This is a genomic window from Nonomuraea sp. NPDC050328 (genome assembly GCF_044459405.1).
Lineage (GTDB): Bacteria > Actinomycetota > Actinomycetes > Streptosporangiales > Streptosporangiaceae > Nonomuraea.
On record NZ_JBITIW010000012.1, the window covers coordinates 191,580 to 215,141 of the forward strand.

Annotated in this window: 23 protein-coding genes; 12 read left to right on the plus strand and 11 right to left on the minus strand. The window is 71.1% G+C overall.

Annotated features, from left to right (window positions below; all coding sequences use genetic code 11):
• Nucleotides 1–94: 94 nt before the first annotated feature.
• On the minus strand, nucleotides 95–1,816 hold the full coding sequence (locus ACIBG7_RS36230) for an ATP-binding protein (protein ID WP_397339184.1): 1,722 nt from the start codon (nucleotides 1,814–1,816) through the stop codon (nucleotides 95–97).
• A gap of 149 nt (nucleotides 1,817–1,965) precedes the next feature.
• On the opposite strand from ACIBG7_RS36230, the gene ACIBG7_RS36235 reads away from it, so the two are divergent.
• Together ACIBG7_RS36235 and ACIBG7_RS36240 are read left to right on the plus strand one after the other, a co-directional pair.
• Entirely contained in the window at nucleotides 1,966–2,475 is a 510-nt protein-coding gene (locus ACIBG7_RS36235; RefSeq protein ID WP_397339185.1) for a DUF6232 family protein, read from the plus strand.
• On the plus strand, nucleotides 2,472–3,242 hold the full coding sequence (locus tag ACIBG7_RS36240) for a hypothetical protein (protein WP_397339186.1): 771 nt from the start codon (nucleotides 2,472–2,474) through the stop codon (nucleotides 3,240–3,242). Before ACIBG7_RS36235 ends, ACIBG7_RS36240 begins: the two co-directional genes overlap by 4 nt.
• Before the next feature lie 55 nt (nucleotides 3,243–3,297).
• Here ACIBG7_RS36240 and ACIBG7_RS36245 read toward each other — a convergent pair whose 3' ends face one another.
• Nucleotides 3,298–3,900, minus strand: a complete 603-nt coding sequence (locus ACIBG7_RS36245) for a DUF4291 domain-containing protein (RefSeq protein WP_397339188.1) — start codon at nucleotides 3,898–3,900, stop codon at nucleotides 3,298–3,300.
• A gap of 439 nt (nucleotides 3,901–4,339) precedes the next feature.
• On the opposite strand from ACIBG7_RS36245, the gene ACIBG7_RS36250 reads away from it, so the two are divergent.
• Nucleotides 4,340–5,053 (plus strand): hypothetical protein, encoded by a 714-nt coding sequence (locus ACIBG7_RS36250; protein ID WP_397339189.1) that lies wholly within the window; start codon nucleotides 4,340–4,342, stop codon nucleotides 5,051–5,053.
• Between the two features lie 314 nt (nucleotides 5,054–5,367).
• Here the strand turns inward: ACIBG7_RS36250 and ACIBG7_RS36255 are convergent, their stop codons facing one another.
• Nucleotides 5,368–6,534: an ROK family transcriptional regulator gene (locus ACIBG7_RS36255; RefSeq protein ID WP_357930071.1), complete on the minus strand. Its 1,167-nt coding sequence runs from the start codon at nucleotides 6,532–6,534 to the stop codon at nucleotides 5,368–5,370.
• A gap of 131 nt (nucleotides 6,535–6,665) precedes the next feature.
• On the opposite strand from ACIBG7_RS36255, the gene zwf reads away from it, so the two are divergent.
• The 5 genes from zwf to ACIBG7_RS36280 all read left to right on the plus strand — a co-directional run bounded on the left by zwf (nucleotide 6,666) and on the right by ACIBG7_RS36280 (nucleotide 13,025).
• Nucleotides 6,666–8,138, plus strand: a complete 1,473-nt coding sequence (gene zwf, locus ACIBG7_RS36260; protein WP_357930073.1) for a glucose-6-phosphate dehydrogenase — start codon at nucleotides 6,666–6,668, stop codon at nucleotides 8,136–8,138.
• Between the two features lie 2 nt (nucleotides 8,139–8,140).
• Nucleotides 8,141–10,042 (plus strand): phosphogluconate dehydratase, encoded by a 1,902-nt coding sequence (gene edd, locus ACIBG7_RS36265; RefSeq protein WP_397339190.1) that lies wholly within the window; start codon nucleotides 8,141–8,143, stop codon nucleotides 10,040–10,042.
• Between the two features lie 5 nt (nucleotides 10,043–10,047).
• Nucleotides 10,048–10,983 carry a glucokinase gene (gene glk / locus ACIBG7_RS36270; RefSeq protein ID WP_397339191.1) on the plus strand — a complete coding sequence of 312 codons (936 nt, stop codon included), beginning with the start codon at nucleotides 10,048–10,050 and terminating at the stop codon, nucleotides 10,981–10,983.
• Nucleotides 10,980–11,591 (plus strand): bifunctional 4-hydroxy-2-oxoglutarate aldolase/2-dehydro-3-deoxy-phosphogluconate aldolase, encoded by a 612-nt coding sequence (gene eda / locus ACIBG7_RS36275; protein WP_357930081.1) that lies wholly within the window; start codon nucleotides 10,980–10,982, stop codon nucleotides 11,589–11,591. The genes glk and eda overlap by 4 nt, the downstream gene beginning before the upstream one ends.
• 315 nt (nucleotides 11,592–11,906) lie before the next feature.
• Nucleotides 11,907–13,025, plus strand: a complete 1,119-nt coding sequence (locus ACIBG7_RS36280) for a globin domain-containing protein (protein ID WP_357930084.1) — start codon at nucleotides 11,907–11,909, stop codon at nucleotides 13,023–13,025.
• Here ACIBG7_RS36280 and ACIBG7_RS36285 read toward each other — a convergent pair.
• Nucleotides 13,022–13,828: a helix-turn-helix transcriptional regulator gene (locus ACIBG7_RS36285; RefSeq protein WP_357930086.1), complete on the minus strand. Its 807-nt coding sequence runs from the start codon at nucleotides 13,826–13,828 to the stop codon at nucleotides 13,022–13,024. The genes ACIBG7_RS36280 and ACIBG7_RS36285 overlap by 4 nt on opposite strands.
• A gap of 127 nt (nucleotides 13,829–13,955) precedes the next feature.
• On the opposite strand from ACIBG7_RS36285, the gene ACIBG7_RS36290 reads away from it, so the two are divergent.
• Nucleotides 13,956–15,035 (plus strand): exo-alpha-sialidase, encoded by a 1,080-nt coding sequence (locus ACIBG7_RS36290; protein WP_357930089.1) that lies wholly within the window; start codon nucleotides 13,956–13,958, stop codon nucleotides 15,033–15,035.
• Nucleotides 15,036–15,038: 3 nt separating this feature from the next.
• Nucleotides 15,039–15,335, plus strand: a complete 297-nt coding sequence (locus tag ACIBG7_RS36295; protein ID WP_357930092.1) for a hypothetical protein — start codon at nucleotides 15,039–15,041, stop codon at nucleotides 15,333–15,335.
• A gap of 27 nt (nucleotides 15,336–15,362) precedes the next feature.
• On the opposite strand, the gene thyX is transcribed toward ACIBG7_RS36295, so the two are convergent.
• The gene (gene thyX, locus ACIBG7_RS36300) at nucleotides 15,363–16,052 is read right to left on the minus strand and encodes an FAD-dependent thymidylate synthase (protein ID WP_357930094.1); all 690 of its coding nucleotides are present in this window, start codon (nucleotides 16,050–16,052) and stop codon (nucleotides 15,363–15,365) included.
• 140 nt (nucleotides 16,053–16,192) lie between these two features.
• Between thyX and ACIBG7_RS36305 the strand changes: the two genes are divergently transcribed.
• The gene (locus tag ACIBG7_RS36305) at nucleotides 16,193–16,543 is read left to right on the plus strand and encodes a DoxX family protein (protein ID WP_397339192.1); all 351 of its coding nucleotides are present in this window, start codon (nucleotides 16,193–16,195) and stop codon (nucleotides 16,541–16,543) included.
• An 18-nt stretch (nucleotides 16,544–16,561) separates the two neighbouring features.
• Nucleotides 16,562–17,041 (plus strand): MarR family winged helix-turn-helix transcriptional regulator, encoded by a 480-nt coding sequence (locus ACIBG7_RS36310; RefSeq protein ID WP_397339193.1) that lies wholly within the window; start codon nucleotides 16,562–16,564, stop codon nucleotides 17,039–17,041.
• Nucleotides 17,042–17,049: 8 nt separating this feature from the next.
• On the opposite strand, the gene ACIBG7_RS36315 is transcribed toward ACIBG7_RS36310, so the two are convergent.
• The 6 genes from ACIBG7_RS36315 to ACIBG7_RS36340 form a co-directional block, all read right to left on the minus strand.
• Nucleotides 17,050–17,685, minus strand: a complete 636-nt coding sequence (locus ACIBG7_RS36315) for a hypothetical protein (protein WP_397339194.1) — start codon at nucleotides 17,683–17,685, stop codon at nucleotides 17,050–17,052.
• Between the two features lie 199 nt (nucleotides 17,686–17,884).
• Nucleotides 17,885–18,514 carry a LuxR C-terminal-related transcriptional regulator gene (locus ACIBG7_RS36320; protein WP_397339195.1) on the minus strand — a complete coding sequence of 210 codons (630 nt, stop codon included), beginning with the start codon at nucleotides 18,512–18,514 and terminating at the stop codon, nucleotides 17,885–17,887.
• A gap of 43 nt (nucleotides 18,515–18,557) precedes the next feature.
• Complete coding sequence (locus ACIBG7_RS36325; protein ID WP_397339196.1) at nucleotides 18,558–20,594, minus strand: sensor histidine kinase; 2,037 nt, start codon at nucleotides 20,592–20,594, stop codon at nucleotides 18,558–18,560.
• Between the two features lie 53 nt (nucleotides 20,595–20,647).
• Nucleotides 20,648–21,439, minus strand: a complete 792-nt coding sequence (locus tag ACIBG7_RS36330; protein WP_357930110.1) for an ABC transporter permease — start codon at nucleotides 21,437–21,439, stop codon at nucleotides 20,648–20,650.
• Nucleotides 21,436–22,332, minus strand: a complete 897-nt coding sequence (locus ACIBG7_RS36335) for an ATP-binding cassette domain-containing protein (RefSeq protein WP_357930112.1) — start codon at nucleotides 22,330–22,332, stop codon at nucleotides 21,436–21,438. The genes ACIBG7_RS36330 and ACIBG7_RS36335 overlap by 4 nt, the downstream gene beginning before the upstream one ends.
• A gap of 56 nt (nucleotides 22,333–22,388) precedes the next feature.
• Nucleotides 22,389–23,534, minus strand: a complete 1,146-nt coding sequence (locus tag ACIBG7_RS36340; protein ID WP_357930115.1) for an amidohydrolase family protein — start codon at nucleotides 23,532–23,534, stop codon at nucleotides 22,389–22,391.
• Between the last annotated feature and the right edge of the window lie 28 nt (nucleotides 23,535–23,562).

Sequence of the window (23,562 nt, forward strand, 5' to 3'; positions counted from 1 at the left end):
TCAGAACGGGCGGGATGTCCTCTTCCTCCGGATTCCTTCCGAGCTCCCTAAAGGCAGGGTTCCCAGAACGGCGGGATCCTGGGGCGGCGGGATCTCAGAACGGTGGGATGTCCTCTTCCTCGGGGAGGCCCTGGAAGGGATTTCCGGTGATCTTGGCCGGGGCCGCCGCTTCCGAGGGCCGGGTGGCCCAGGCCGGGAAGGGGAAGGCCACCGACAGCGGCACCGGGATCTCCGGCTGGGCGACGAACATGGTGCCCGGTTTCGCGATGGTGGCCCGGTCTCTGACTGTAGGCGGCAGCCAGCCGTACTCCGACCGGGCGGCCTCGGCCGGGTCGAGCCGCCCCGCCACCCGCACGGCGCTGTTGGCCACGATGCGCCGCTCCACCTCGGAGGCGGTCTGCTGGGCGCCGATGAGGATCACCCCCAGCGACCGCCCACGCTCGGCCACGTCCAGCAGGATCTCCTTGATCGGCGAGTCGCCCTCGCGCGGGGCGTACTTGTTGAGCTCGTCGAGCACCACGAACAGCAGCGGCTTCGCCGTACCCGCCGACTCCTTGCGGTGGAACTCGCCGCGCAGCACCACGCCGACGACGAACCGCTGCGCCCGCTCGGGCAGGTTGTGCAGGTCGACGATGGAGACCTGGGCGTCGGAGGTGCGGATCGAGTGGCCGCGGTAGAACGGCAGGTCGCCCCGGACGATCGGGGTCAGCGCCCGCACCGCGCTGCGCAACCGCCGCAGGAACGCGTTGACCGTGCCCAGCGGCGTGGTCGAGCCCGTCCACTCGCGCCGTTCCTCCTCGTCCTGCAACTGGTCGGACAGCAGCTCGACCAGGTCGGAGAAGGTACGGCAGGCCGTACCCCTGATGCGGACCGCTCCCCCGTCGCCCACCGGTTCCGCCCAGCTCTGCAGCCGGGCGGCCACCTGCCCGACCAGCAACGAGTACCCCGCCCGCTCGTCGTCGGCGTCGGCGAAGACGAAGCGGAGCAGCTCCTCCTGGCAGAACTCGACCAGCGTCCAGTAGAACGCGCTGACCCCGTGCGTGCGCGCCGACACGTGCGGCACGCCGTTGGGATCGTTGGGCCGGGGCGGGGCGAAGACGTGCACGCTGCCGAACGGCTGGGCGGGCAGCCCGAGCCGGGCGTAGGCGGCGGTGTCGGTCAGCTTGATGTTGGGGTGGTCGAGGAAGAGCAGGTCCTCGCCCTTGACCGAGAAGATCAGCGCCTTGGTGTTGGCCGCCTCGCCGCCCAGCACGCCCGAGTTGAAGATCGAGTACAGCAGGAAGGTGGCGAACGAGGTCTTCGTCGCCACGCCCGACACGCCCGAGATCGACACGTGCGCGCCGCGGGTGCCGTCCATGAAGTCGAAGTTGAGGTAGAGCGGGCCGCCGTCGCGGCCGGTGCCGATCGGGATGCGCCGGTCCATCACGTCGAAATAGAGCGCCTGGTCACGGTCGAGCGCCTCGGCCAGATAAACCTTCTCCCCCGGCAGCGGCGGCACGAAGACCTCCGGCTCGACGCGCGTCACCCGGACCTCCGCGACCTCGACCACCGCCGCCGGGAGCGACCCGTCGGCGATCAGGAACACGTCGCTGTCGAACGCCGCGCCCTCGTGCCTGGCCTCGACCACGGTCACCACGCCGGCCACCAGGACCGGCCCGTGCCCGGGCACGTCGCGCCTGGTCACGACCACGTCGTCGAGCTGCACGACCTTGCCCGGCTCCAGCCCGATCCAGAAGGACAGGGGCGAGGCCGCCTGGGTGCCGAGCACCCGGCCGACCGCCACGCCTGTCGTCACACCTGTCGCCACTGCTGTCACAGCAGGCAGCGTAACCGGTGCCTCCGACGATTCCCGGCGACCGGACGCAACCGCGATGGCCGATCCGCCGCGCATTTGAGTAGGGGGTACCCATGTGCTTCCCGCGCCGGTCGAGGAGCATCGGCCTGTAGCCATGGGAGGGACGGAACATGCCCAGAAACTCCACGATCGAGGTGAAGGTCCACCGGCGCGTGCTGTGGGTCGGCGGCGAGGCTTACCCCGTGCAGAACATCGCCCGTGCCTACACGATGGCCCTGCGCCCCAGGCGCGGCCTGGCGCTGGCGCAGTTCCTGCGCGCCGTCGTGCTGTGGACCCTGCTCGCCGCCGCCGCGATGGTCGGGTCCGACTACGTGGACCTCGACGTGGACCGCCGGCTCATCGTCGCCGCCCTGTGCGTCGTCGTGCTGATCAGCGCCGTCCAGTACCTCGTGCGGGTCCTGCAGCGCACCTACTACGCGCTGGTCATCGAGACCGCCGGCACGCCCCGCACCGCCTTGGTCAGCTCCGACCACGGGGAGGTCGCGCGCATCGTGCACGAGGTCATGAAGGCCATCGGCGACCCCAACGCCTCCTTCAGCCAGACGATCACCACGAACAACCACTACGGCGACAAGATCACTCAGCTTGGGTCCCAGAACATCGGCAAGGTGGCGAGATGACGAACTACCACTATGGCGACAACATCACGCAGCACGGCTCGTACAACATCGGCAAGATCCAGAACAACGCGCCTGTCGACCCGCAGGCGGCTTTCCGGGAGATGATCCAGGCGGTCCGGGTGCTGCGCACCCAGGTCTCCCCGGCCGACCGTGAAGCCATCGACGCCGCCGTCGCCACCGTCACCAGCGCCGAGCCCGGCGAGGGCGCCTTCCGGCGGGCCCTGCGGGAGATCGCGGGGGTGGCGTCCGTGGTGGGGCAGGTGGGGGCGCCGGTGATCGACCTCCCGCATGCTGGTGAGACACACCCGCAGCCAGGAGCGCATCAGCCGATTCTCCCTGAAGGGAACAGCCAGGAGCAGCGCCTGGCTGAAGGCGTCATGCTCAGGAACTTGAGCGAGCGCCTGGGTGTAGCTCTCGCCCCCAGAGTCATCTGGTTGAGTGACACCATTCGCATCGAGGTCGACGGCGCGAGCGAGGACTTGTCTGTTCTGGTGGAAGTCTGGGCGCACCAAGGCCGGCCTAAGCCCGCGCAGAAACACAAGGTGCTGGCCGACACGTTGAAGCTCCTCTACGTAGCCTCCACCCTGAATGTTTCGCCGCGGTTGGTGCTGTGCTTGTCCGACCCTCTCGCCGCTCACCACTTCACGACCGCACAGTCGTGGGCGGCGATGGCTTTGCGGGGTTTCGGCGTGGCGGTGGAGGTCGTCGATCTGCCTGAGGAGGTTCGCGCGGCCGTCGCTGCGGCGCAGAAACGGCAGTCTCGCTGACCAGTCGCCCTCCAGCCGGTTGTCGTCGTGGTGCCCACGTGCCGCCGTGCGTCGCTCAGCCAAGATCAGGCGTGATGTTCGCCCCGATGGCCTGGGCGAGCTCCCTGGGCAGGGGATACGGGCGCTCTGCTGGAAGCAGGTCGGCGACGTCCTTCCCATCGCGAAGCGCCTGTCGGATGTCATGGACCCGATCGGTCAGGTCAGTGATTCCCAGGACCCATTGATCGACGTAACGAGCGACGGCGTCGCCAGACAGCCCCACCTGGATGGAACGGTAGGGCAGGACATTGTGGTGCGGGTCCCGTTCAGGATCCCACTGGATCCGGACTGGACTGTCGCGCAAGCGCTCTTTCCATTCCGCCTGGCCTGTACCGGAGTCAGGATGGCTGAGGCAGGAGTGCCCCAGCGCCCATTCGAAACCTTCTCGCGTGATGGTGATGGCCAAGACCCTGGTCTGGCCGGGCTTCGTGGCCCAACCGCAGCGGTACATCATCCACAGAAAGGACGGTTTGATCCAGGTCATCCGTTCCCGTTTGAAGGGCGGCACGAAGCTCTGCGAGGCGACGGCGGGGGCCGCGATGGCCGGCTCGTAGGCCTGGTAAACGGTGATCGCTTCGTCGGTGAAGGCAGCACGGATCTGCCGGTGCGGGATATCCATCTCCCCGAGCATGGCCAACCGCGGGTCCGCCGGACAACCGGATTAACGAGGAATCGACGGAGAACAACGCGAGTGCCGTCAAAGACGACGAGCGGACTGGCGGAGCTGGAAGGGCGGTCACTCCGGTGCCCGCCTTGGAAGATCACGGATTTGTGACAGTCGCGCACAACAGCCCACTTGATATGGACCAGACTCGACCCATCCATCAGCATGTTCAGTCTGCGTTCATGGAGAAAACAAGGGGGTTATACGGGTGAAGGGGCTCGTTCACAAATGGGGCATTGTACGCTCGTCAATAGCGGCTCTTACTGCAGTAATTTTGCTAGGTGCTCTGGCACTGACGTGGGGTAGTTCCAAGTCCGGCGAGAACGCCATGGACTGCTCTCGCTTCAGTCGCGTTGTCCTCATGGGGTTTGCTGTCGCGAATCCCGATTACAGCATGAAGTTCAGCTCGCTACCTGACGAGGAATGTAGGCCAGCGGCATTCTCGGACAACAAGATCCCGCCATTCGATGGCTCCTTGAAGGTTGGCATCGGTCCACGAATGGCTGGGAATTGGCCCCATGAAGCGCCTGCCCTGCGGACGGAATTTCGGCAGGACACATCAGGGGAAATACAGGTGCCGCGAACCGAGCCATGGCATCTGACAGACGTCCTCGCCTCATTCGGCGACGAGAGTGCCGAGTCGGGCAACCGCCAGACTCTCAGCCTCCTGAAGGATGCAAGTTGGCGCCACCACAGTGTCCATGCCGCCGTCGAACTGAAGAAGCCGTTGAACGAAGAGGAAGCCGGTAAAATACATGACATCAGTCTTGGCGAGGTCGCCTTACTCTCGCCCGGTCGTGGAAATAAACCCATCGGATGGCCTTTCGCCTTCCCTGGAACGATCGGAGATTTCCACGTTTCCGGAGGCCGGCCCAGTACATCGCGATTGGAAGAGTTCCGACAATGGGTGTCCCTGCTCCAGCCGGAGGACGAATTCGCGCTCCAGGCGATCGGGCTTGACCTGACGGAGTTGCGCAGGTCGGCCAATGACGGGCTGATCCATGGCTTCACCATCATCAATACTCCCGAGGCAATCGCGCGCATGGCAAAGAACCCAAAGGTTCGTTCGGTGCGGGTCATCGAGATCGTTCCGAGTGCACTCAACTGACCAGCAACGCCGTACCCACCGATCGAATGTCTCGGGCCCGGCGGCCCTGCGCTCCAGAGCGGCTTGCCGTCGGAGTACGTGCGCAGGGAATGCTCAAGCTGCTGCTTCTGCTTCCGGTCCTTGGAGGCTGACCGCTCTGCGAATGAATTGGCCTCCGAGCATGAGGAGCGCCGATGTCTACGGCGCACCAACCCACCATCGATGGAAGAGCTCCACCCCCCGGGGGGGCCGGGAGGCCCCCGGCAAGGGGGTGTGGGGGAGCTGGGCTCCCCCACAAACACAGCCCGGAGCCCGAAGGGCGAAGGCCGACGCAGTTAAAGGGAAGCGTCAACAGCCTCAGGCGACAGCACATGGTCCAACACCATGACCGCACACCCGCTGATCCCCGCAGCCGCCCCCAGCCGGCTGGGCTCGATGCGAAGACGACGAGTGGCCAGCGCGGTGGACCGCCGGTAGACGACCTCACGAATGCTGGAGACCAGGGGCGCGAAGGCCTCGGCCACGTCCCCGCCCAGCACGACCACCGCGGGGTTGAGGATGTTGACCGCCCCCGCCAGCACCTCGCCGATCCGCCGGCCGGCCTCGCGCACGATGGCCATGGTCTCGGCGTCCCCGGCTCGCACCAGGGCGGTGATGTCGTCGATGTCCTTGACGTCCTTGCCGGCCGCCCGCAGGTCGCGCAGCAGGGCGGTGCCGGAGGCGACGGAGTCGACGCAGTCGATGTTCCCGCAGCGGCACAGCACGCCCCCGCCGTCGCGTACGGGGATGTGGCCGATCTCGCCGGCCGCGCCCAGGGCGCCGCGCAGGATGTGGCCGCCGGCCACGATGCCGGAGCCGATCCGGGTGGAGATCTTGACGAAGAGCAGGTCGCCGGTGTCGTCGGCGTACAGGCCGCGGTGCTCGCCGACGGCCAGGACGTTCACGTCGTTGTCCACCAGGACGGGCACGTCGAAGCGGCGGCGGATGATCGGCGGGATGACCACGCCGGTCCAGGAGGCCATGACACGGGCGCTCTCGGTGCGGCCTTCGGCGAACTCGACGGTGGCGGGCACGCCCATGCCGACGCCGCGGATCATCGAGCGGGGCCGGTCGCCGAGGAGTTCTTCCCAGGTGTCCATGAGCAGCGGGAGGACGACGTCGGGGCCTTCCTCGACGTCGATGTGGAAGCGCCGCCCGGCCAGCTCGCGGCCGGCCAGGTCGCAGACGGCCACGCGGGTACGGCTGGCGCCGAGGGCGGCGACCAGCACGACGCCGCCGGAGGCGTTGAACTCCAGACGGACCGGTGGCCGCCCGCCGGTGGAGGGGGCGTCGGTGCGCTCGACGACGAGTCCGCGTTCCAGCAGTTCGCCGACGCGGAGGGCGACGGCGGGGCGGGACAGGCCGGTGACGCGGCCGATGTCCGCCCGCGTGACGGCTTCACCGGTGCGGATGAGGGTCAGGACCTCTCCGCTGGTGGCGAGCGCAGCCGTACGTCTGGACATCGACTTAGTGAACCACAGATACCTAAGTCATGAAAAGTCCAAGCTTATGTATCTCAAAATGCAAAACTCGGGTTGAAGTCTCACCCAAGTCTGGTTAGTGTCCGGGTTGTCCGTTCATCAGGAGGCTCCCGTTGTCCCCCCTTGCCACTGAGGCGCCCGCGCCGACCCCCGCCGATCTGATCGTCTTCGGCGGCACCGGCGACCTGTCCATGCGCAAGCTCATCCCCGCGCTCTTCCACTCCGACCTCGAGGGCCGCCTGGCGCCCGAGACGCGGATCATCGCGATGTCGCGCGGCGGACTGGACGACTCCGACTTCCGCGGCAAGGTGGACGCCGACGTCGCCGGGCAGGTACCGGACGACGCGAGCGCGTGGCAGCGCTTCCTGGGCCGCCTGCACCACGTCTCGGTGGACGTGGGCAGCGACGACCAGAGCGGCTGGGACCGGGTGAAGGACATGGTGGCCGCGCACGAGGGCCGCGACCGGATCTTCTACCTGGCCAGCCCGCCGATGACCTTCGGCCCGTTCTGCCGGGAACTGCACGAGCAGGGCCTGATCACCGCCGCCTCCCGCGTCGTGCTGGAGAAGCCGCTGGGCCGCGACCTGGCCAGCTCGCAGCGGATCAACGACGAGGTCGGCCAGTACTTCGGCGAGAACCAGATCTTCCGCATCGACCACTACCTGGGCAAGGAGACGGTCCAGAACCTGCTGGTGCTGCGCTTCGCCAACGCCTTCCTGGAGCCGATCTGGAACTCTCTCTGGATCGACCACGTGCAGATCACCGCCGCCGAGACGGTCGGCACGCCGGGCCGGCGCGGCTACTACGACCACGCCGGCGCGCTGCGCGACATGGTCCAGAACCACCTGCTGCAGCTCCTGACCCTGGTCGCGATGGAGCCGCCGGCGCGCAACGACCGCGAGGCGATCCGCGACGAGAAGGTCAAGGTGCTGCAGGCGCTGCGCCCGATCCAGGAGGCCAGCGAGGTCGCCCGCTTCACCGTCCGCGGGCAGTACGCCGAGGCGGCGGGCATGCCGTCCTACCTGGACGAGCCGGCCTCGACGCCGACGACCGAGGCGTCGAAGCGGGTGGAGACCTTCACCGCCATCCGCGCCGAGATCAAGAACTGGCGCTGGGCGGGCGTGCCGTTCTACCTGCGCACCGGCAAGCGCATGCCGTACCGGCGCAGCGAGATCGTGGTGCAGTTCAAGGACGTGCCGCACTCCATCTTCCCCGGCGGCTCCCCCAACCGCCTCGTGCTGCGCCTGCAGCCGGAGGAGGGCATCGAGCTGCACATCATGGCCAAGGAGCCGGGCGCGGGCGAGGTGAGCCTCAAGCCGGTGCCGCTCAAGCTGAGCTTCGGCCAGACCTTCACCACCCGCGTCCCCGAGGCCTACGAGCGGCTGCTGTCGGACGTGCTGGCCGGGAACCCGACGTTGTTCATGCGCCGGGACGAGGTCGAGGCCGCCTGGCGGTGGATCGACCCGATCCTCGCCGCGTGGGAGTCCACGCCCGAGCTGCCCGAGCCCTATCCCGCCGGTTCCACCGGCCCCGCCGGAGCCCACGAACTGCTCGGCCGCAGCGGTCGCGCCTGGCACGAGGAGTGAACGTGCACGAGATCATCCAGCAGGTCACCGACCGCATCGCCGAGCGCAGCCGCGCCAGCCGTACCGCCTACCTGCGGCGGATCGAGCACGACGGCGAGCAGGCGCGGGCCAAGGGCCCGGCCCGCGCGCACCTGGGCTGCGCCAACCTCGCGCACGGCTTCGCCGCCGCGCCCGAAGGCGACAAGTTGCTGCTCAAGTCCTCCGCCAAGCCCGGCGTGGCCATCGTGACCAGCTACAACGACATGCTCAGCGCGCACCAGCCGTACGAGACCTACCCCGCCGAGCTCAAGCAGGCGGTACGGCGGGCCGGCGGCGTGGCGCAGGTCGCGGGCGGCGTGCCGGCGATGTGCGACGGCATCACCCAGGGCCGCGCCGGCATGGAGCTGTCGCTCTACAGCCGGGACGTGATCGCGATGGCGACGGCCATCGCGCTCTCGCACGACATGTTCGACTCCGCGCTGCTGCTCGGCGTCTGCGACAAGATCGTGCCGGGCCTGCTCATCGGCGCGCTGCACTTCGGCCACCTGCCGGCGATCTTCGTCCCGGCCGGTCCGATGACCTCCGGCCTGCCGAACAAGGTCAAGACCCGCACCCGGCAGCTCTTCGCCGAGGGCAAGGTCGGCCGCGAGGAGCTGCTGGACGCCGAGTCGAAGTCCTACCACTCCCCCGGCACCTGCACCTTCTACGGCACCGCCAACTCCAACCAGGTGATGGTCGAGGTCATGGGCCTGCACCTGCCGGGCGCGACCTTCGTCAACCCGCACACCGAGCTGCGCCACGCGCTGACCGAGGCGGCGGGCGCGCGGGCGGTGGAGATCACCGCGCACGGCGCGGAGTACGCGCCCGTCGGCCGGGTCGTGGACGAGAAGGCGATCGTCAACGCCTGCGTCGCGCTGCTGGCCACCGGTGGCTCGACCAACCACACCCTGCACCTGGTCGCCATCGCCGCCGCCGCGGGCATCGCGCTGACCTGGGACGACCTGGCGCAGCTCTCGAAGGCCGTGCCGTCGCTGACCAAGATCTACCCCAACGGCCAGGCGGACGTGAACCACTTCCGCGACGCCGGCGGCATGCAGGCGCTCATCGGCGACCTGCTCGACCACGGCCTGCTCCACGGTGACGTGCTCACCGTCGCGGGCCAGGGTCTCGACCACTACCGCTCCGAGCCGGCGCTGAAGGAGGGCGCGCTGGTCTGGACCGAGCGTACGGCAGGCAGCGCCGACACCGAGGTGCTGCGCCCGGTCGCCGAGCCGTTCGCCGCCGACGGCGGCATCCACATGGTCGACGGCAACCTCGGCTGCGCGGTCAGCAAGGTCTCGGCGGTCAAGCCCGAGCACCTGGTGATCGAGGCGCCGGCCAAGGTCTTCGACGACCAGCTCGACCTGCTGGCCGCCTTCGAGCGCGGCGAGCTGGACGGCCAGGACTTCGTGGCGGTCATCCGCTACCAGGGTCCCTCGGCCAACGGCATGCCCGAGCTGCACAAGCTCACCCCGCCCATGGCGGTGCTGCTGGATCGCGGCCAGCGGGTGGCGATCGTGACCGACGGCCGCATGTCGGGCGCGTCGGGCAAGGTGCCCGCGGCGATCCACCTGTCGCCCGAGGCGGCCGACGGCGGGCCGATCGCGCTGGTGCGCGACGGTGACGTCATCCGGCTCGACTCGGCGGCCGGCACGCTGGAGGTGCTGGCGGACCTGTCCGGCCGCGAGCCCGAGGGACGCGCGCTGAGCGACGCCGAGTGGGTCGGGACCGGCCGGGAGCTGTTCGCCGCCTTCCGCCGGATGGCCGGTCCGGCCGAGCGCGGCGGCTCGGTGTTCACCGTGAGCGGGGCCGAGCACCCCGACCACGGTCCGGGCCGCGGCTTCGCCGCCCCCGCCGGCGCCTCCCACGCGGAAACCACCCGATGAGCTCGATGACGGCTCCGTGGCTGGTCGCCGACATCGGCGGCACGAACGCGCGCTTCGGCCTGGTCACCGAGCCCGGCGGGCGTCCTGAGAAGGTCGCCGTCCTGCCGGTCGCCGGCTACCCGACCCTGCCGGACGCCGTGGCCGCCTACCTGGAGCGCAACGCGGCGGGCGTCCGTCCCGAGGCGGCCTGCCTGGCGATGGCCGCGCCGGTCGAGGGCGAGCGCTACCACCTGACCAACGCGCACTGGGCGGGCTCGACCCGCGACCTGGGCATCGCCCGGGCCTACCTGCTGAACGACTTCGCGGCGCTCGCCGCGGCCCTGCCGTACCTGGAGGAGGAGGACCTGGTCCCGCTCGGCGGCCCGGCGCCGGGGCACGGCGTCAAGGCCGTGCTGGGGCCGGGGACCGGGCTCGGCGTCGGCGGGCTGGTGCCGGTGGCCGGCGGCTGGGTCGGCGTGCCGTGCGAGGGCGGGCACGTGACCGTGCCGGTGGCCGACGCGCGGGAGCTGGAGATCGTCCGGGTCCTGCAGGCGCGCGGCCGCGGCCGGGTCGAGGCCGAGGACCTGCTGTCCGGGCCGGGCCTGGTGCGGCTGCACCAGGCGCTGGCCGAGGTGAACGGGGTCGAGGCCGCCGAGCTGAGCTCGGCCGCCATCGCCGAGTGCGGCGACGCGTTGTGCGAGGAGACCGTGGAGGTCTTCTGCGCGATGCTCGGCAGCTTCGCCGGGAACGTGGCGCTGACCCTGGGCGCCAGGGGCGGGGTCTATGTCGGCGGCGGCGTGCTGCCCCGTATCGTCGAGCGGGTGCGGGCCAGCCGGTTCCGCGAACGTTTCGAGACCGGGCCGGCGGAGTACCTGTCGGCCATCGCCACCACCTTGATCGTCGCCTCGCAGCCCGCCCTGACCGGCGCGGCGGCCTGGCTGAACCAGGAGATGTCCTCATGAGCCTGCTCGACCTCGCCCCGGTGATCCCGGTCGTGGTGATCGACGACGCCGAGACCGCCGTCCCGCTGGCGCGGGCGCTGGTGGCCGGAGGGTTGCCGGTGATCGAGGTGACCCTGCGTACGGCGAGCGCCCTGGAGGCCGTCGCGCGCATCGCCGCCGAGGTGCCGGACGCGGTGATCGGCGCGGGGACCGTCCGCAGCGCCGCCGACGTGGCCGCCTCGGTGGCCGCCGGGGCGAAGTTCCTGGTCTCCCCGGGTACCACCCCGGCGCTGGCCGACGCGTTGCTGGGCAGCGGCGTGCCGTTCCTGCCCGGCGCCGCGACCGCCTCCGAGGTCATGGCGCTGGCCGAGCGCGGGCTCAAGGAGCTGAAGTTCTTCCCCGCCGAGGCCGCGGGCGGCCTGCCGTACCTGAAGTCGCTGGCCGGCCCGCTGCCGGACGTGCGTTTCTGCCCGACCGGCGGGATCCGGCCGGAGACCGCGCCGGCCTACCTCGCGCTGCCGAACGTCGGCTGCGTGGGCGGCACCTGGCTCACCCCGGCCGACGCGCTGGCCGCGGGCGACTGGGGCCGGATCGAGAAGCTGGCCGCCGAGGCCGCCGCACTGCGCTGACCTCCGGCGCCGGACGGCCCGTGACTCCCCTGCGGGGTCGCGGGCCGTTCGCGTTTCCCGACGTAATACACAAAATGCGAATGTGATGATTTTTCGCTTTTATGTGGTGACGCTAGGTGGGGAAAATCACATTACCGTCACGGATAGTTCTAGTTCGCACCTTATTGGATGAAACGGTTGTGACACCCGAGAGTGGGTGTAACACTCAAAATCGAGCGCAGGATGGGCCGGGGCCGACCAGCGTTCACGACCCGGACTACCAGGAGGTGGACACGATCGGGAGAAATACCTGATCCAGGGTGGGGAAAAATTGATATGTCGTTGAATCCGCGTCTCGTCAAAGAGAGTTTCTCCGTCGTCGAACCCGTCGCCGACAAGGCCACCGCCTACTTCTACGGCCGTCTCTTCGCCGAGAATCCACACCTGCGGGGAATGTTCCCGCCGGCCATGGACCTGCAGCGCGACCGGCTTTTCAGCGCGCTGACCCGCATCGTCTGGAGCCTGGACAGCCCGGACGGCATGGCGTCCTACCTCGGGCAGCTCGGCCGCGACCACCGCAAGTACGGGGTGGTCGCCGAGCACTACACCGCGGTGGGCAACGCGCTGCTGGCCACCATCCGGCGCTTCGCCCGCGACATCTGGACCAGCGAGATCGAGGCCGCGTGGGTGGCGGCCTACACCGCGGCGGCGAACTTGATGATCGACTCCGCGGACGCCGACTCCGGGGTCTCGCCGGCCTGGTGGCTGGCGGAGGTGGTCGACCACGAACTGCGCAGGCCGGACATCGCGGTCGTCACGCTGCGGCCCACGCAACGCCTGCCGTACACGCCGGGACAGTACGTGACCGTGCAGACCGCCCGCTGGCCCCGCGTGTGGCGCACCTTCTCCATCGCCAACGCGCCACGCCCGGACAACACCGTCCGGCTGCACGTGCGCGCGATCGGCGGCGGCTGGGTCTCCACCTCCCTGGTCCGGCACACTCGCATCGGCGACACGATCATGCTCGGCCCGCCGGTCGGCACCATGGGACCGCCCGAGCGCGGCAACCGCGACGTGCTCTGCGTGGCCGGCGGCACCGGGCTCGCGCCGATCAAGGCGATCATCGAGCACATCATCGGCTCCGGCCGCCGGCCCAACATCCACCTGCTGTACGGCGCGCGGACCGCGGAGGAGCTCTACGACCTGCCGGACCTGATCCGGATGGAGTCGGCCTTCCCCTGGTTACGCGTCGTCCCCGTGGTCTCCGACCAGCCCGGCTACGAGGGCGTGCGCGGCTACCTGCCGGACGTGGTGGAACGGTTCCACTCCTGGTCGGAGCACCAGGCCTACGTCTGCGGGCCGAGCGAGATGGTCAACGACACGGTACGGCGGCTGCAGGTCGGCGGCCTGCCGCTGACCCGCATCCACCGCGACGTGGTGCACGGCGAGAGCTAGCCGGCGGCGGTGAAGGCCCGCGCCGTCTCCTCGTCGGCCGGCCACAACGTCTCGATGGCCAGCTCGGAGACGGTCACGTCGAGCGGGGAGCCGAAGGTGGCGATCGTGGTGAACATCGACAGCACCCGCTCCCCGTCCCGCACCCGGATGGGCAGCAGGATGTCGCCGGGCCCGGGCACGTGCGCGACGTTGAGCTGCACGCCCGGGTAGCGGTAGCCGGCCAGCTCGTCGTGCAGCTCGGTCAGCCGGCCGTCCCCGGACGCCTCCGCCTGGCGGCGCACCCGGTGCAGCAGGTGGGCGCGCACCTCGGCCAGGTTGGCCAGGCTGCGCGCCATGCCGTCCGGGTGCAGGGTCAGCCGCAGCACGTTGACCGGGTCGCCCTCCAGCAGCTCGGGCTTGACCACGCCGGCGAAGAAGGCGCTCGCAGAGTCGTTGGCCGAGACCAGGTTCCAGGCGGCGTCCACCACGACCGCCGGGAACGGGTTGTGCGCGTGCAGGATCTTCTCGATCGCCTGCCGTACCACGCCCATCTCCGGCGCCAGCACCTCGCGCTCGCGGAAGGCGGGGGCGAACCCGGCGGCCACCAGCAGCCGGTTGCGGTGACGCAGGGGCACGTCGAGCTCCTCGGCCAGCTTCATCACCATCTCGCGGCTCGGCCGGGCACGGCCGGTCTCCAAGAAGCTCACGTGCCGGGCCGACACCTCGGCCTCGATGGCCAGATCGAGCTGGCTCACCCGCCGCCGCTGCCGCCACGACCGCAACAGCTCCCCGAACGATTCCTCGTGTACTGCTGGCGCTCCCATGCCCGGCACGTTACCGACTTATGGGAAGGGCAGCGATTACCTGGGAGGTAACCGGCGGGCAAATCCCGTAGACCCCGGCGATTGTCGGTAGCCCGTGACACCATGGCCCAATCGAAGGGAGCATGAGATGAGTGACGCGCTACTCGCCATCGGCACCCGAAAGGGTCTGATCCTGGCCACCGCCCGCGACGGCGGTCCGTTCGAGGTCCAGCCCATCCAGTTCTCCACCGTCGGCGTGCACAGCGTGGCGATCGACACCCGCGGCGAGCGGCCCCGGCTGCTGGCCGGCATCGAATACGGCCACTTCGGCCCGTCGGTGATGTACTCCGACGACCTCGGCGCCTCCTGGCAGGAGGCCGACAAACCGCCCGTGGCCTTCCCCGAGAGCACCGGCGCCACCCTGGAGAAGGTCTGGCAGCTGCTGCCCTCCCCCAGCGAGCCCGGCGTCGTCTGGGCCGGGGCCGAGCCGGGCGCGCTGTTCCGCTCCGAGGACGGCGGCATCACCTACCAGCTCGTCGAGGGGCTGTGGGAGCACCCGCACCGGCCGCAGTGGCATCCCGGCGGCGGCGGGCTGTGCCTGCACACCATCATCAACCACCCGACCGACCCGCAGATCCTGGGCGTCGCCATCTCCACCGGCGGCTTCTACCGCAGCACCGACGGCGGCCGCACCTGGGAGGCGGCCAACCGCGGCATCCGCGCCCCGTTCCTGCCCGAAGGGCAGCAGTATCCCGAGTTCGGGCAGTGCGTGCACAAGGTCGGCATGCACCCGGCTCGTCCCGAACGACTCTTCCTGCAGCACCACTTCGGCGTCTACCGCAGCGACGACTTCGGCGGCACCTGGACCGACATCGGCTCCCCGCTGCCCTCCGACTTCGGCTTCCCGGTCGTGGTCCACCCCGAGCGGCCCGACACCGTCTACGTGCTGCCGCTCCACGCCGACATGGACCGCACGCCCGTCGGCCACCGCTACCGCGTCTTCCGCAGCGACGACGCCGGAGACACCTGGGAGCCGATGGCCTCCGGCCTGCCCGAGGGGCCGGTCTACGGCACCGTCCTGCGCGACGCCCTCACCGCCTCACCCGCCGGGCTCTTCTTCGGCACCCGCGACGGCTTCGTGTACGGCTCGCGCGACGACGGCGAGAGCTGGTTCGAGGTCACCCGCCACCTGCCCGACGTGCTCACCGTCCGCGCGGCGGTGCTCTAGCCGATGAGCAAGGTCGCGACGATGGTCGTGTTCGTGCTGCCCGCGACTTTCCGGCACTGGGTGGGCGGCGACACCGAGGTCAAGGTCTTCGCCGTCGGCGCCCCGCCCACCCTGGGCTCGGCGCTCGACACCCTGCGGCGCACCCACCCCGACCTGGAGGGCCGGCTCCGCGACGACGACGGACGCATCCGCCGGCACATCAGCATGGTGGTCTGCGGGGAGTACGCCCGCGGCATCGGCGACCTCGACTGCGCCCTCCCGCCGGGCGCCGAGGTCTTCGTCCTCCCCGCCCTGGCCTGACCCGGGGCGGGGGACACCCCGTGAACGTCAGGGCGCGATGCGCCCGTTGGCCACGAAGGCGGCGTGGGTCAGCGGCATGAGCTCCGCCCAGGCCGCCTCCATCTTCTCCGCCACCATCTCGATCTCCCGCTGCGGGAAGGACGGCACCTTGGCCAGCTCGTTCTTCGTCCGCAACGACAGGAAGTGCATGAGCGCCCGGGCATTGCAGGTGGCGTACATCGACGAGTACAGCCCCACCGGCAGCACCGCCCGGGCCACCTCGCGGGCGATCCCGGCCTCCAGCATCTCCTGGTAGGCCGCGTACGCCTGCCGGTAGGCCTGCTCCATGCTCTCGCTGACCAGCTTGTGCTGCTCCGGCGTGCCGTCGACGAACTCGTAGCGGCCCGGCTTGCCCTCCTGGACGAGCTTGCGCTCCTCGCCCGGGATGTAGAACACCGGCTGCAGCTCCCGGTAACGCCCGCTCTCCTCGTTGTAGGACCACACGCGGTGCCGATGGAACTCGCGGAAGACGAAGATCGGGGCGCTGACGAAGAAGGTCATCGAGTTGTGCTCGAACGGGCTGCCGTGGCGGTCGCGCATGAGGTAGTTGATGAGGCCCTTGGACCTTTCGGGGTCCTTGTGCACCTCCTCCAGCGACTGCTCGCCGGCCGTCGACACCCGGGCCGCCCACAGCACGTCGCTGTCGGAGGCGCTGTGTTTGACCAGCTCAACCGTCACATCGCTCAAGAAACGCGGCTCCACCGAGATCCCCCTTCGCTCGCCGTCGGACCGCGGCCATCCTAGTCCCGCGGCCGGAACTTGATGCTTCAAGTTTCTGGCGGTAGCCTGCGTCCACCTAACACTTGAAGGGTCAACCAATGGATGTGTTCCTCTGGGTCCTGCAAATCCTGCTCGGCCTGATGTTCCTGGTCGGCGGGCTGGTCAAGGCCTTCGCCCCGAAGGAGAGGCTCCAGCCCCGCACGCCGTACGTCGAGGACTTCACGCAGAGCCAGGTGCGGATGATCGGCGCGGTCGAGGCGCTGGGCGGGCTCGGCGTGATCCTGCCCTGGGCGACCGGGATCGCGCCGGTGCTCACGCCGATCGCGGCGCTCGGCCTGGCCGTCACGATGGCCGTCGCGGCCCGGGTGCACGTGCGCAGGAAGGAGCCCTTCACGGTTAATCTGGTCATCGCGGCGGTGGCGATCGTCATCGCGATCGGACGGTTCTGACGGATCTGAGGGGGCGCGTTGGCAGAAGATGCACGGGCCTCCGAGGATCTTGACGAGGTCGAGCAGCTCGCGTGGCAGGGCCTGCTCGCGGTGATGCTGGTCGGCATCCCCCAGGTCGAGCGGACCTTCCGCGAGCGCGGGCTGGTGCACATCGAGTACGCCCTGCTCAACGGCCTCAACGTGCAGTCGATGACGCTCAGCGAGCTGGCCAACCTGTCGAACGTGTCGATCAGCCGGTTGAGCCACCGGATGAGCAAGCTGGTCGACCGGGGCTACGTGCTGGTCCGGCCGTCCGAGGCCGACGGCCGGGTCAGCGTCGCCGAGATCACCGACCGCGGGCGCGAACTGCTCGCCGAGATCGCGCCCGCGCACACCCGGGCCCTGCGGGAAGTGATCTTCGATCATCTGTCGAAGGAACAGGTGGCGGCCCTGGCCGAGACGATGCAGCACGTCGGCGCCAGACTGGGCGCCTGCATGGGCCGTGGCCTCCAGCCTTGACACCGGGCTCAGGTACGGCTCGCGCGCCAGAAGGCGGTGGCTAGCAGGAGCCAGCCGCAGCCGTTGGCCAGGGTCGAGACCGCTCCCCCGGCCAGGATCACCGGAAAGGCCGCGACCATGGCGATCGCCGCCCAGCGGGGTGTGCCTCCGCCTCGCCAGAAGGCGATACCCATCAGGATGGCCCCCGCCGCCATGCACGGCACGAACAGCGCTCCGGCCAGCAGGGGGGCGGCGAAGCCGTCCAGCTCGCCGAGGATGCGCTCGACCTGCGGCACCTGGCCGCCCAGCACCCGGTGGGCGGCCACCGCCGTGGCGTCGTAGCCTGCGCCGCCGAAGGCGGCCGCGCCGAAGCCCAGGACGGTGAGGACGAGGCCGGCCGTACCGGTCCGGCGGGAGGCGCGCCTGGCCCGCAGGCCCAGCACGATCGCGCCCGGGACGGCGACGACGGCGAACAGCAGCAGCATGACGAACGCCACCTGCAGGCGGCCGGTCTCGGCCGCCGCCCGGGGGATCCAGACGGGTGCCGGTGCCGAGAGCTGGTACGGCACGGCGAAGGCCCAGCCGGCCAGGGCCAGGGGGCCGAGCGGGGGCAGGAGCGCCGTCAGGCGCGGAGGTGCGGCGACGGCCGCGGGGGTGGTGGTCATGCCCGAAACGCTAGGAAAACGGGAGGGGCGGCCACATCGGTGCTGACCCCGATTTCGCCGCTACCGACCACGCCGGGCCAGCTGAAGAAGGGCGGCCCAAACCCCCTTTTCACCGCGCCGGGCCGTCCGGGACGGGGCGGCCCGGGTTCTCCCCTCTCGCCACGCTGGGCTGTCCGAGACGGGCCCCGCGTCCTTCCGGTTAGCCGCGCTGTGCCAGCCACAGCAGGGCGGCGCGGACGCGGCGGTTGTGTTCGGCGTCCGGGAGCAGCCCGAGCTTGCCGAAGATCGAGTTGATGTGGGTGTCGACCGTCCGTTCCGACAGCACCAGCCGTCGCGCGATGGCCTGGTTGGTCAGCCCCTGCGCGAGCAGCCCGAGCACCTCGCGCTCGCGGGCGCTGAGCGTGGCGCCGATCAGGTAGTGGTCGATGACCTGCGGGTCGATCGCGGTGCCGCCGCCGGCCACCCGCTCCACCACGGCCACGAACTCGGCCAGTTCCAGCACCCGGTCCTTGAGCAGGTACCCGAAGCGGGCCGGTCGGTCGGCGGCGAGCTTGAGGGCCAGCACCGGTTCGACGATGTGCGAGAGCACGACGACGGCCAGGCCGGGGAAGCGGCGACGCAGCACCAGCACCGCGGCGGCGCCCTCGTCGGTGAAGGTCGGCGGCATCCGCACGTCGGCGATCACCAGGTCGGGCCGGTGGGCGACGACCGCGTCGATGAGCCCGCCCGCGTCACCCGCCTCGGCCACCACCTCCATGCCGTGCTGGGCCAGCAGGCGGGCGATGGACTGCCGGAGCAGCACCAGATCCTCGGCGATCACGACCCGCACGACGGCACCAGCTCCTCCACGGTCGCGGGCGGGGTTGAGAGGGTTACGGCGGGCATGGGAGCGTCACCTCCAGGAGGGTGCCGTGCGGGTCGCGGTCGCTGACGACCAGGCGGCCGCCCGCGCTCCGGACTCGTTCGGCCAGTCCGCGCAGCCCGGTCCCGGCTCGCAGGTCCGCGCCGCCACGCCCGTCGTCCTGGACGGTCACCGTCGCGCGTCCGGCCTCGACGCTCACCTCGACGCTGACGTTGCCGGCCGCCGCGTGCTTGAGGGCGTTGGTGACCGCCTCGCAGATGACCAGGTAGGCGACGGTCTCCACCGCGGCAGGCAGCCGCGCCTCGGGGACGTCGAGCCGGATCGGCAGGGGGATGCGGCCGGTCAGGTCGGTGAGTGCCGCCCGCAGGCCGCGGCGGCTGAGCAAATCGGGCGCCGAGCCTCCGGCCAGGGCGCGCAGTTCGCCGATGGCCGCGGTCAGGCTCTCGGCGGCGTCGGTGAGCAGCAGCCTGGCCTCGCCGCCGACGGTCTGCTCGGCCATCTTCAGGTCGAGCGCCAACGCCAGCAGCCGGCCCTGCACGCCGTCGTGCAGGTCGCGTTCGAGGCGAGTGCGCTCCTCGGTGACCGCCGCCTCGACGCGGGCGGCCTGGTCGCGCACCGCCACCTCCAGCACCGCCCGGTCGATCAGCGGCCCGAGCTCGGCCAGGCAACCGTCCAGGTCGCCGGCCCCAGCACCGATGACCAGGGCCGAATCCCCGAGGACCGGGGCCGGCCCGCCCAGCACCTGAGCCGGCGCGCCAACCACCCCAGCCGACCCGCCCAGCACCCGGGCCGACCCGCCGACCGACTCACCGACCACTCGGGCCGACTCCCCCAAGGGCACGCCCGCCTCCGGCTGTGGGGCGCCGTCGACGTCGGCCCAGCCGCGTTGCTCCGGGAGGCGGAGCAGCAGCCGCAGGTCCGGCTCGACGAGGGCCTCGCGCAGGATCTCCTGGGCGCTGCGGGCCGGGCTCAGCCCGTCGCCACGCTCCCGAACCAGCCGGGCGGTCCGCGCCCGGACCGGGTCGGCGCGTAACAGCAGCTCGCGCAGGAGCCGGCGGCGCAGCGGGGTCAGCGCGGCGGCGATCAGCAGGGTGGCCAGCACCACGGGCAGCACCGCGTCCAGTTCGCCGCCGACGATGGCGCTGGCCGCGACCACCACCACCGCGAACGGCAGGCCGACCAGCACGGTCAGCAGCCGGGTCCAGCGTTCGGCGACCGGCCGCCGGGCCGGGCCGCCGAAGGCCTCGGCCAGGCCCAGCGCGGCCAGCGCGAACGGCAGGCTGAACAGCACCGCCAGCCCCGCCTCGGCCACCTCGGCGCCGAGCACGCCCGACCAGTAGGCCATGAGCCCGGACAGCACGCAGAACAGGATCGTGCCGATCGGCGCGAGCGCGACCACCGCCACCATGAGCGCCCTCGAGCGCGCCTCGCCGCGGGCCCGCCGCACCGCCCGCCACATGATCACCGGTCCGGCCACCGCCCCGGCCATCCACGGCACCGGCAACATCCAGCCCCAGTCCTCGCCGGCCGGCCACACCGGCCGCAGGTCCTGGTACGGCTCGCCGACCGGCAGCAGGAGCCCGGCCAGCACGGTGAAGGCCGCCGAGTAGCCGAGCAGCACCCGCCCGGCCAGCACGCCGCGCCGCCCGACCACCCCGAGGCGTGCCCCGGCGGCGATGAGGCAGACCTGGAGCAGCGCGACCGGCAGGATGTACCCGGCGGTGTGCGCGATCACCACGAGTTGGGTGAGCGGGTCGCGCAGGCCGCGCAGGCCGCCGAACTCCACCGCCAGGGCGGTCGAGACCAGGTAGGCCAGCAGCGAGCCGGCGGTCGCCAGCAGCCACCGGCCGACCCGGCGCTCGCCCCGCCGTACCAGCCGGGTGCCGGACCGGGCGGCGAGCAGGGTGGCGACGGCCAGCGAGCCGACGAAGAACGGGTTGTCCCCGCCGTACCGGAACCCCTGGGCCCAGGCGCGCAGCGCCAGGCCCGCGGCGAGGGCCACGAGCAGGGGAAGCAGGACGGCGGCGGCCGGCCGCGCGAGCTTCATGCCCCGATGATGGCAGCGTGCGGGCCGGCCGGGAATCCGTGCCGGCACCGGGTTCAGGTGATGTCGCGGCGCAGGGTGGTGAGCGAGGCGAGCAGGCCGAACAGCAGCGCGTAGCCGAGCAGCAGCAGGGCTCCGGCCCAGGCGGGCAGCAGGTAGCCGAGGTCGATCATGGAGCCGGGGTCGATACCGGGGTTGGTGAGGGCGGAGGCGGCGCCCTGCGGGGTCCAGCGGCCGATCGGCTGCAGCAGCGGGATGGCGTTGACGAGCTGCTCGATGACGTAGATCCAGACGGCGAGGGAGACGATGGCGGCGATCTGGTTGCGCATGAGCGAGCCGACGCCGATGCCGAGCAGGGTGTAGAGCGCCAGTGCGGCCAGGCCGCCGCCGATCACCCGGGGCACGCCCTCGTCGAGCAGGTGGAGTTCGCCGCCGGACAGCAGCACCGCCGGGATGATCCCGAGCGCGAACAGCAGCAGGATCGCCACCCCGAACAGCAGGCCGACCAGCACGCCCGCGCCGAGCTTGGCGGCCACGACCCGTTCGCGTCTCGGCGTGGTGAGCAGCGTGGTGGTGATCGTCTGGTAGCGGTACTCGGTGGTGACCATGGTCGCGCCCAGGATGGCGACGATGATCGAGCCGGTGACCGCCTGCCCCCAGGCGAGGCGCTGGAAGGCGGGGGTGTCGCGGGCGGGGAAGACCGGCGGGGCGCCCTCCTCGGGCGAGACCCCGGCGAAGCCGATCACCGCGCCGAGCGAGATGCTCAGGTAGAGCAGCACCACCAGGAGCATGATCCACCACAGCCGGGTGGTGAAGAGCTTGAGCAATTCGGCCCGGACGAGCTTCACGGCCGCTCCTCGGTCAGTTCCAGGAAGACCTTCTGCAGGTCGCTCCGCTCGCGGAGCAACTCGGTGACGACGGCGCGCGCTTCCAGGGCGGTGCGGCCGACCGTCTCGGCGTCCAGCCCGCGCACCCGCAGCAGGCCGTCGCCGTCGGGCTCGACGCGCCCGCCGGCCGCTTCGAGCGCGGCGGCGAAGGGGCCGGGGTCGAGCGCGCGCACGCGGAGCGGCGCTTCGTCGCCCTCGGCGGTGAGCTCGGCGAGGCTGCCCTGGCGGACCAGCCGGCCGCGGGCGATGATGACCACGTTGTCGACGGTCTGCTCCACCTCGGCCAGCACGTGGCTGGAGACCAGCACGGCGGCGCCCTGCTCGTGCGCGAGGAATCGCAGGAAGCCGCGCAGCCACTGGATGCCGGAGGGGTCGAGGCCGTTGGCGGGCTCGTCGAGGATGTAGACCTTGGGCCGGCCGAGCAGCGCGGTGGCCAGGCCGAGGCGCTGGCGCATGCCCATGGAGAAGCCGCCGACGCGCTTGCCCGCCACGTCGGCGAGGCCGACCTGTTCCAGGGCCTCCTGCGCGCGGGCGAGGGGCAGGCCGGCGGCGGTGCAGATGACCTTGAGGTGGTTGGCCGCCGAGCGGCCGGGGTGGAAGTTGGTCGCCTCCAGCACCGCGCCCACCTCGGTGAGCGGGTCCTTGAGGTCGGCGTAGCGGCGGCCGCCGACCAGGGCGGCGCCGGAGTCGGCCCGGACCAGGCCGAGCAGGCAGCGCAGGGTGGTGGTCTTGCCGGCGCCGTTGGGGCCGAGGTAGCCGGTGATCGTGCCCGGCTGCACGGTGAAGCTCACATCGTCGACCGCCTTGACCGCCCCGAAGGTCTTGGCCAGGTTCGTGATCTCGATCGCGCTCATGGTGCGCCCGATTATTCGCGAAAGGTCGGGCGGGCGCCTCCTCCAGACGGAGGAGATCACAACCGGTAGACGCGGCGGGCGTTGCCCGAGCCGATCATGTGCGCCACCCGGGCGGCGTCGGCGACGGCCCACTCCCCCTCGGCCAGCCGCCGGTGCACCGCCCTGGCCAGTCCCCGGCGGAAGTAGAGCGCGCCCAGGTGGCAGTTCTCGGCGACGCCGTAGCAGTCGGAGCTGAACATCTGCTTGTGGAAGGGCACCAGCTCCAGCATCTCCTCGATCACCCGGGCGCTGCCGCCGGCGGTGTAGGTGAGCGCGAGCCCGAGGTCGACGTAGACGTGCGGGTAGACGGCGGCCAGGTAGGCGGCCTGGCGGTGGAAGGGGTAGCAGTGCAGCAGCACGATCGGCACGTTGAGCGGCTGCAGCGCGCGGACGAAGACGGTCATCCTGGCCGGGTCGGCGCGGTGCAGCTCCACGTCGGGGTCGCCGAAGCCGGTGTGGAACTGCAGCGGCAGCCCTCGCTCGCGGGCCACGTCGACCGCGGCCCAGAGCAGGTGGCGCAGCAGCACCGGGTCGGTCAGCCGGGCCGCCGGGTCGGCCAGGCGGCGGTTGGCGGCGGCGATCACCGCGCCACGGCTGGGCCGGGCGGGGTCGAAGTCGAGGCCGTGGCGGTAGGCGATGACCGTCTTGAGCGCCACCGCGCGGGCGGCGCGGGCCGACAGCTCCTCGGCCAGGCCGTCCATGTAGTCGACCGCGAGCGCCGCCGCCTCGGCGACGTCCTGCTCGATCTGCTCGACGCGCACGATCTCGTCGGCCGCGGCGCCGCCGTGCCGGCCCATCTCGGCGGCGGTCAGCAGGTCGGGCTCCTCCACACCGGTGTCGACCAGGAAGGCCACCACCCCGGCCGCCTCCAGCAGCCGCCGGTTGACCTCGCTCGCGCCGAGCTCGGCGCGGCGGGCCAGGTAGACCGCGGGCGAGGCGTGCGGCTCCAGGCCCAGGACCGGGGCGCACCAGCGGCGGATCGCCACGCCGATCGGGGTGTCGAAGTGGGTGGTGCCGGGCGGCGCGGGGCTGGCGGCCTCGGTGATCTGCAGCTCGAACTGGGCGCGGGTCAGGTCGTCCCGGCGCACCCCGTGGCAGTGGTGATCGACCAGTGGTGCCAGGAGGGCGTCACGCACCGCGTCGGGCAGGTCTACGGGGAGCATGCGCCCGACTCTAGGGGCTGTCCCCGCC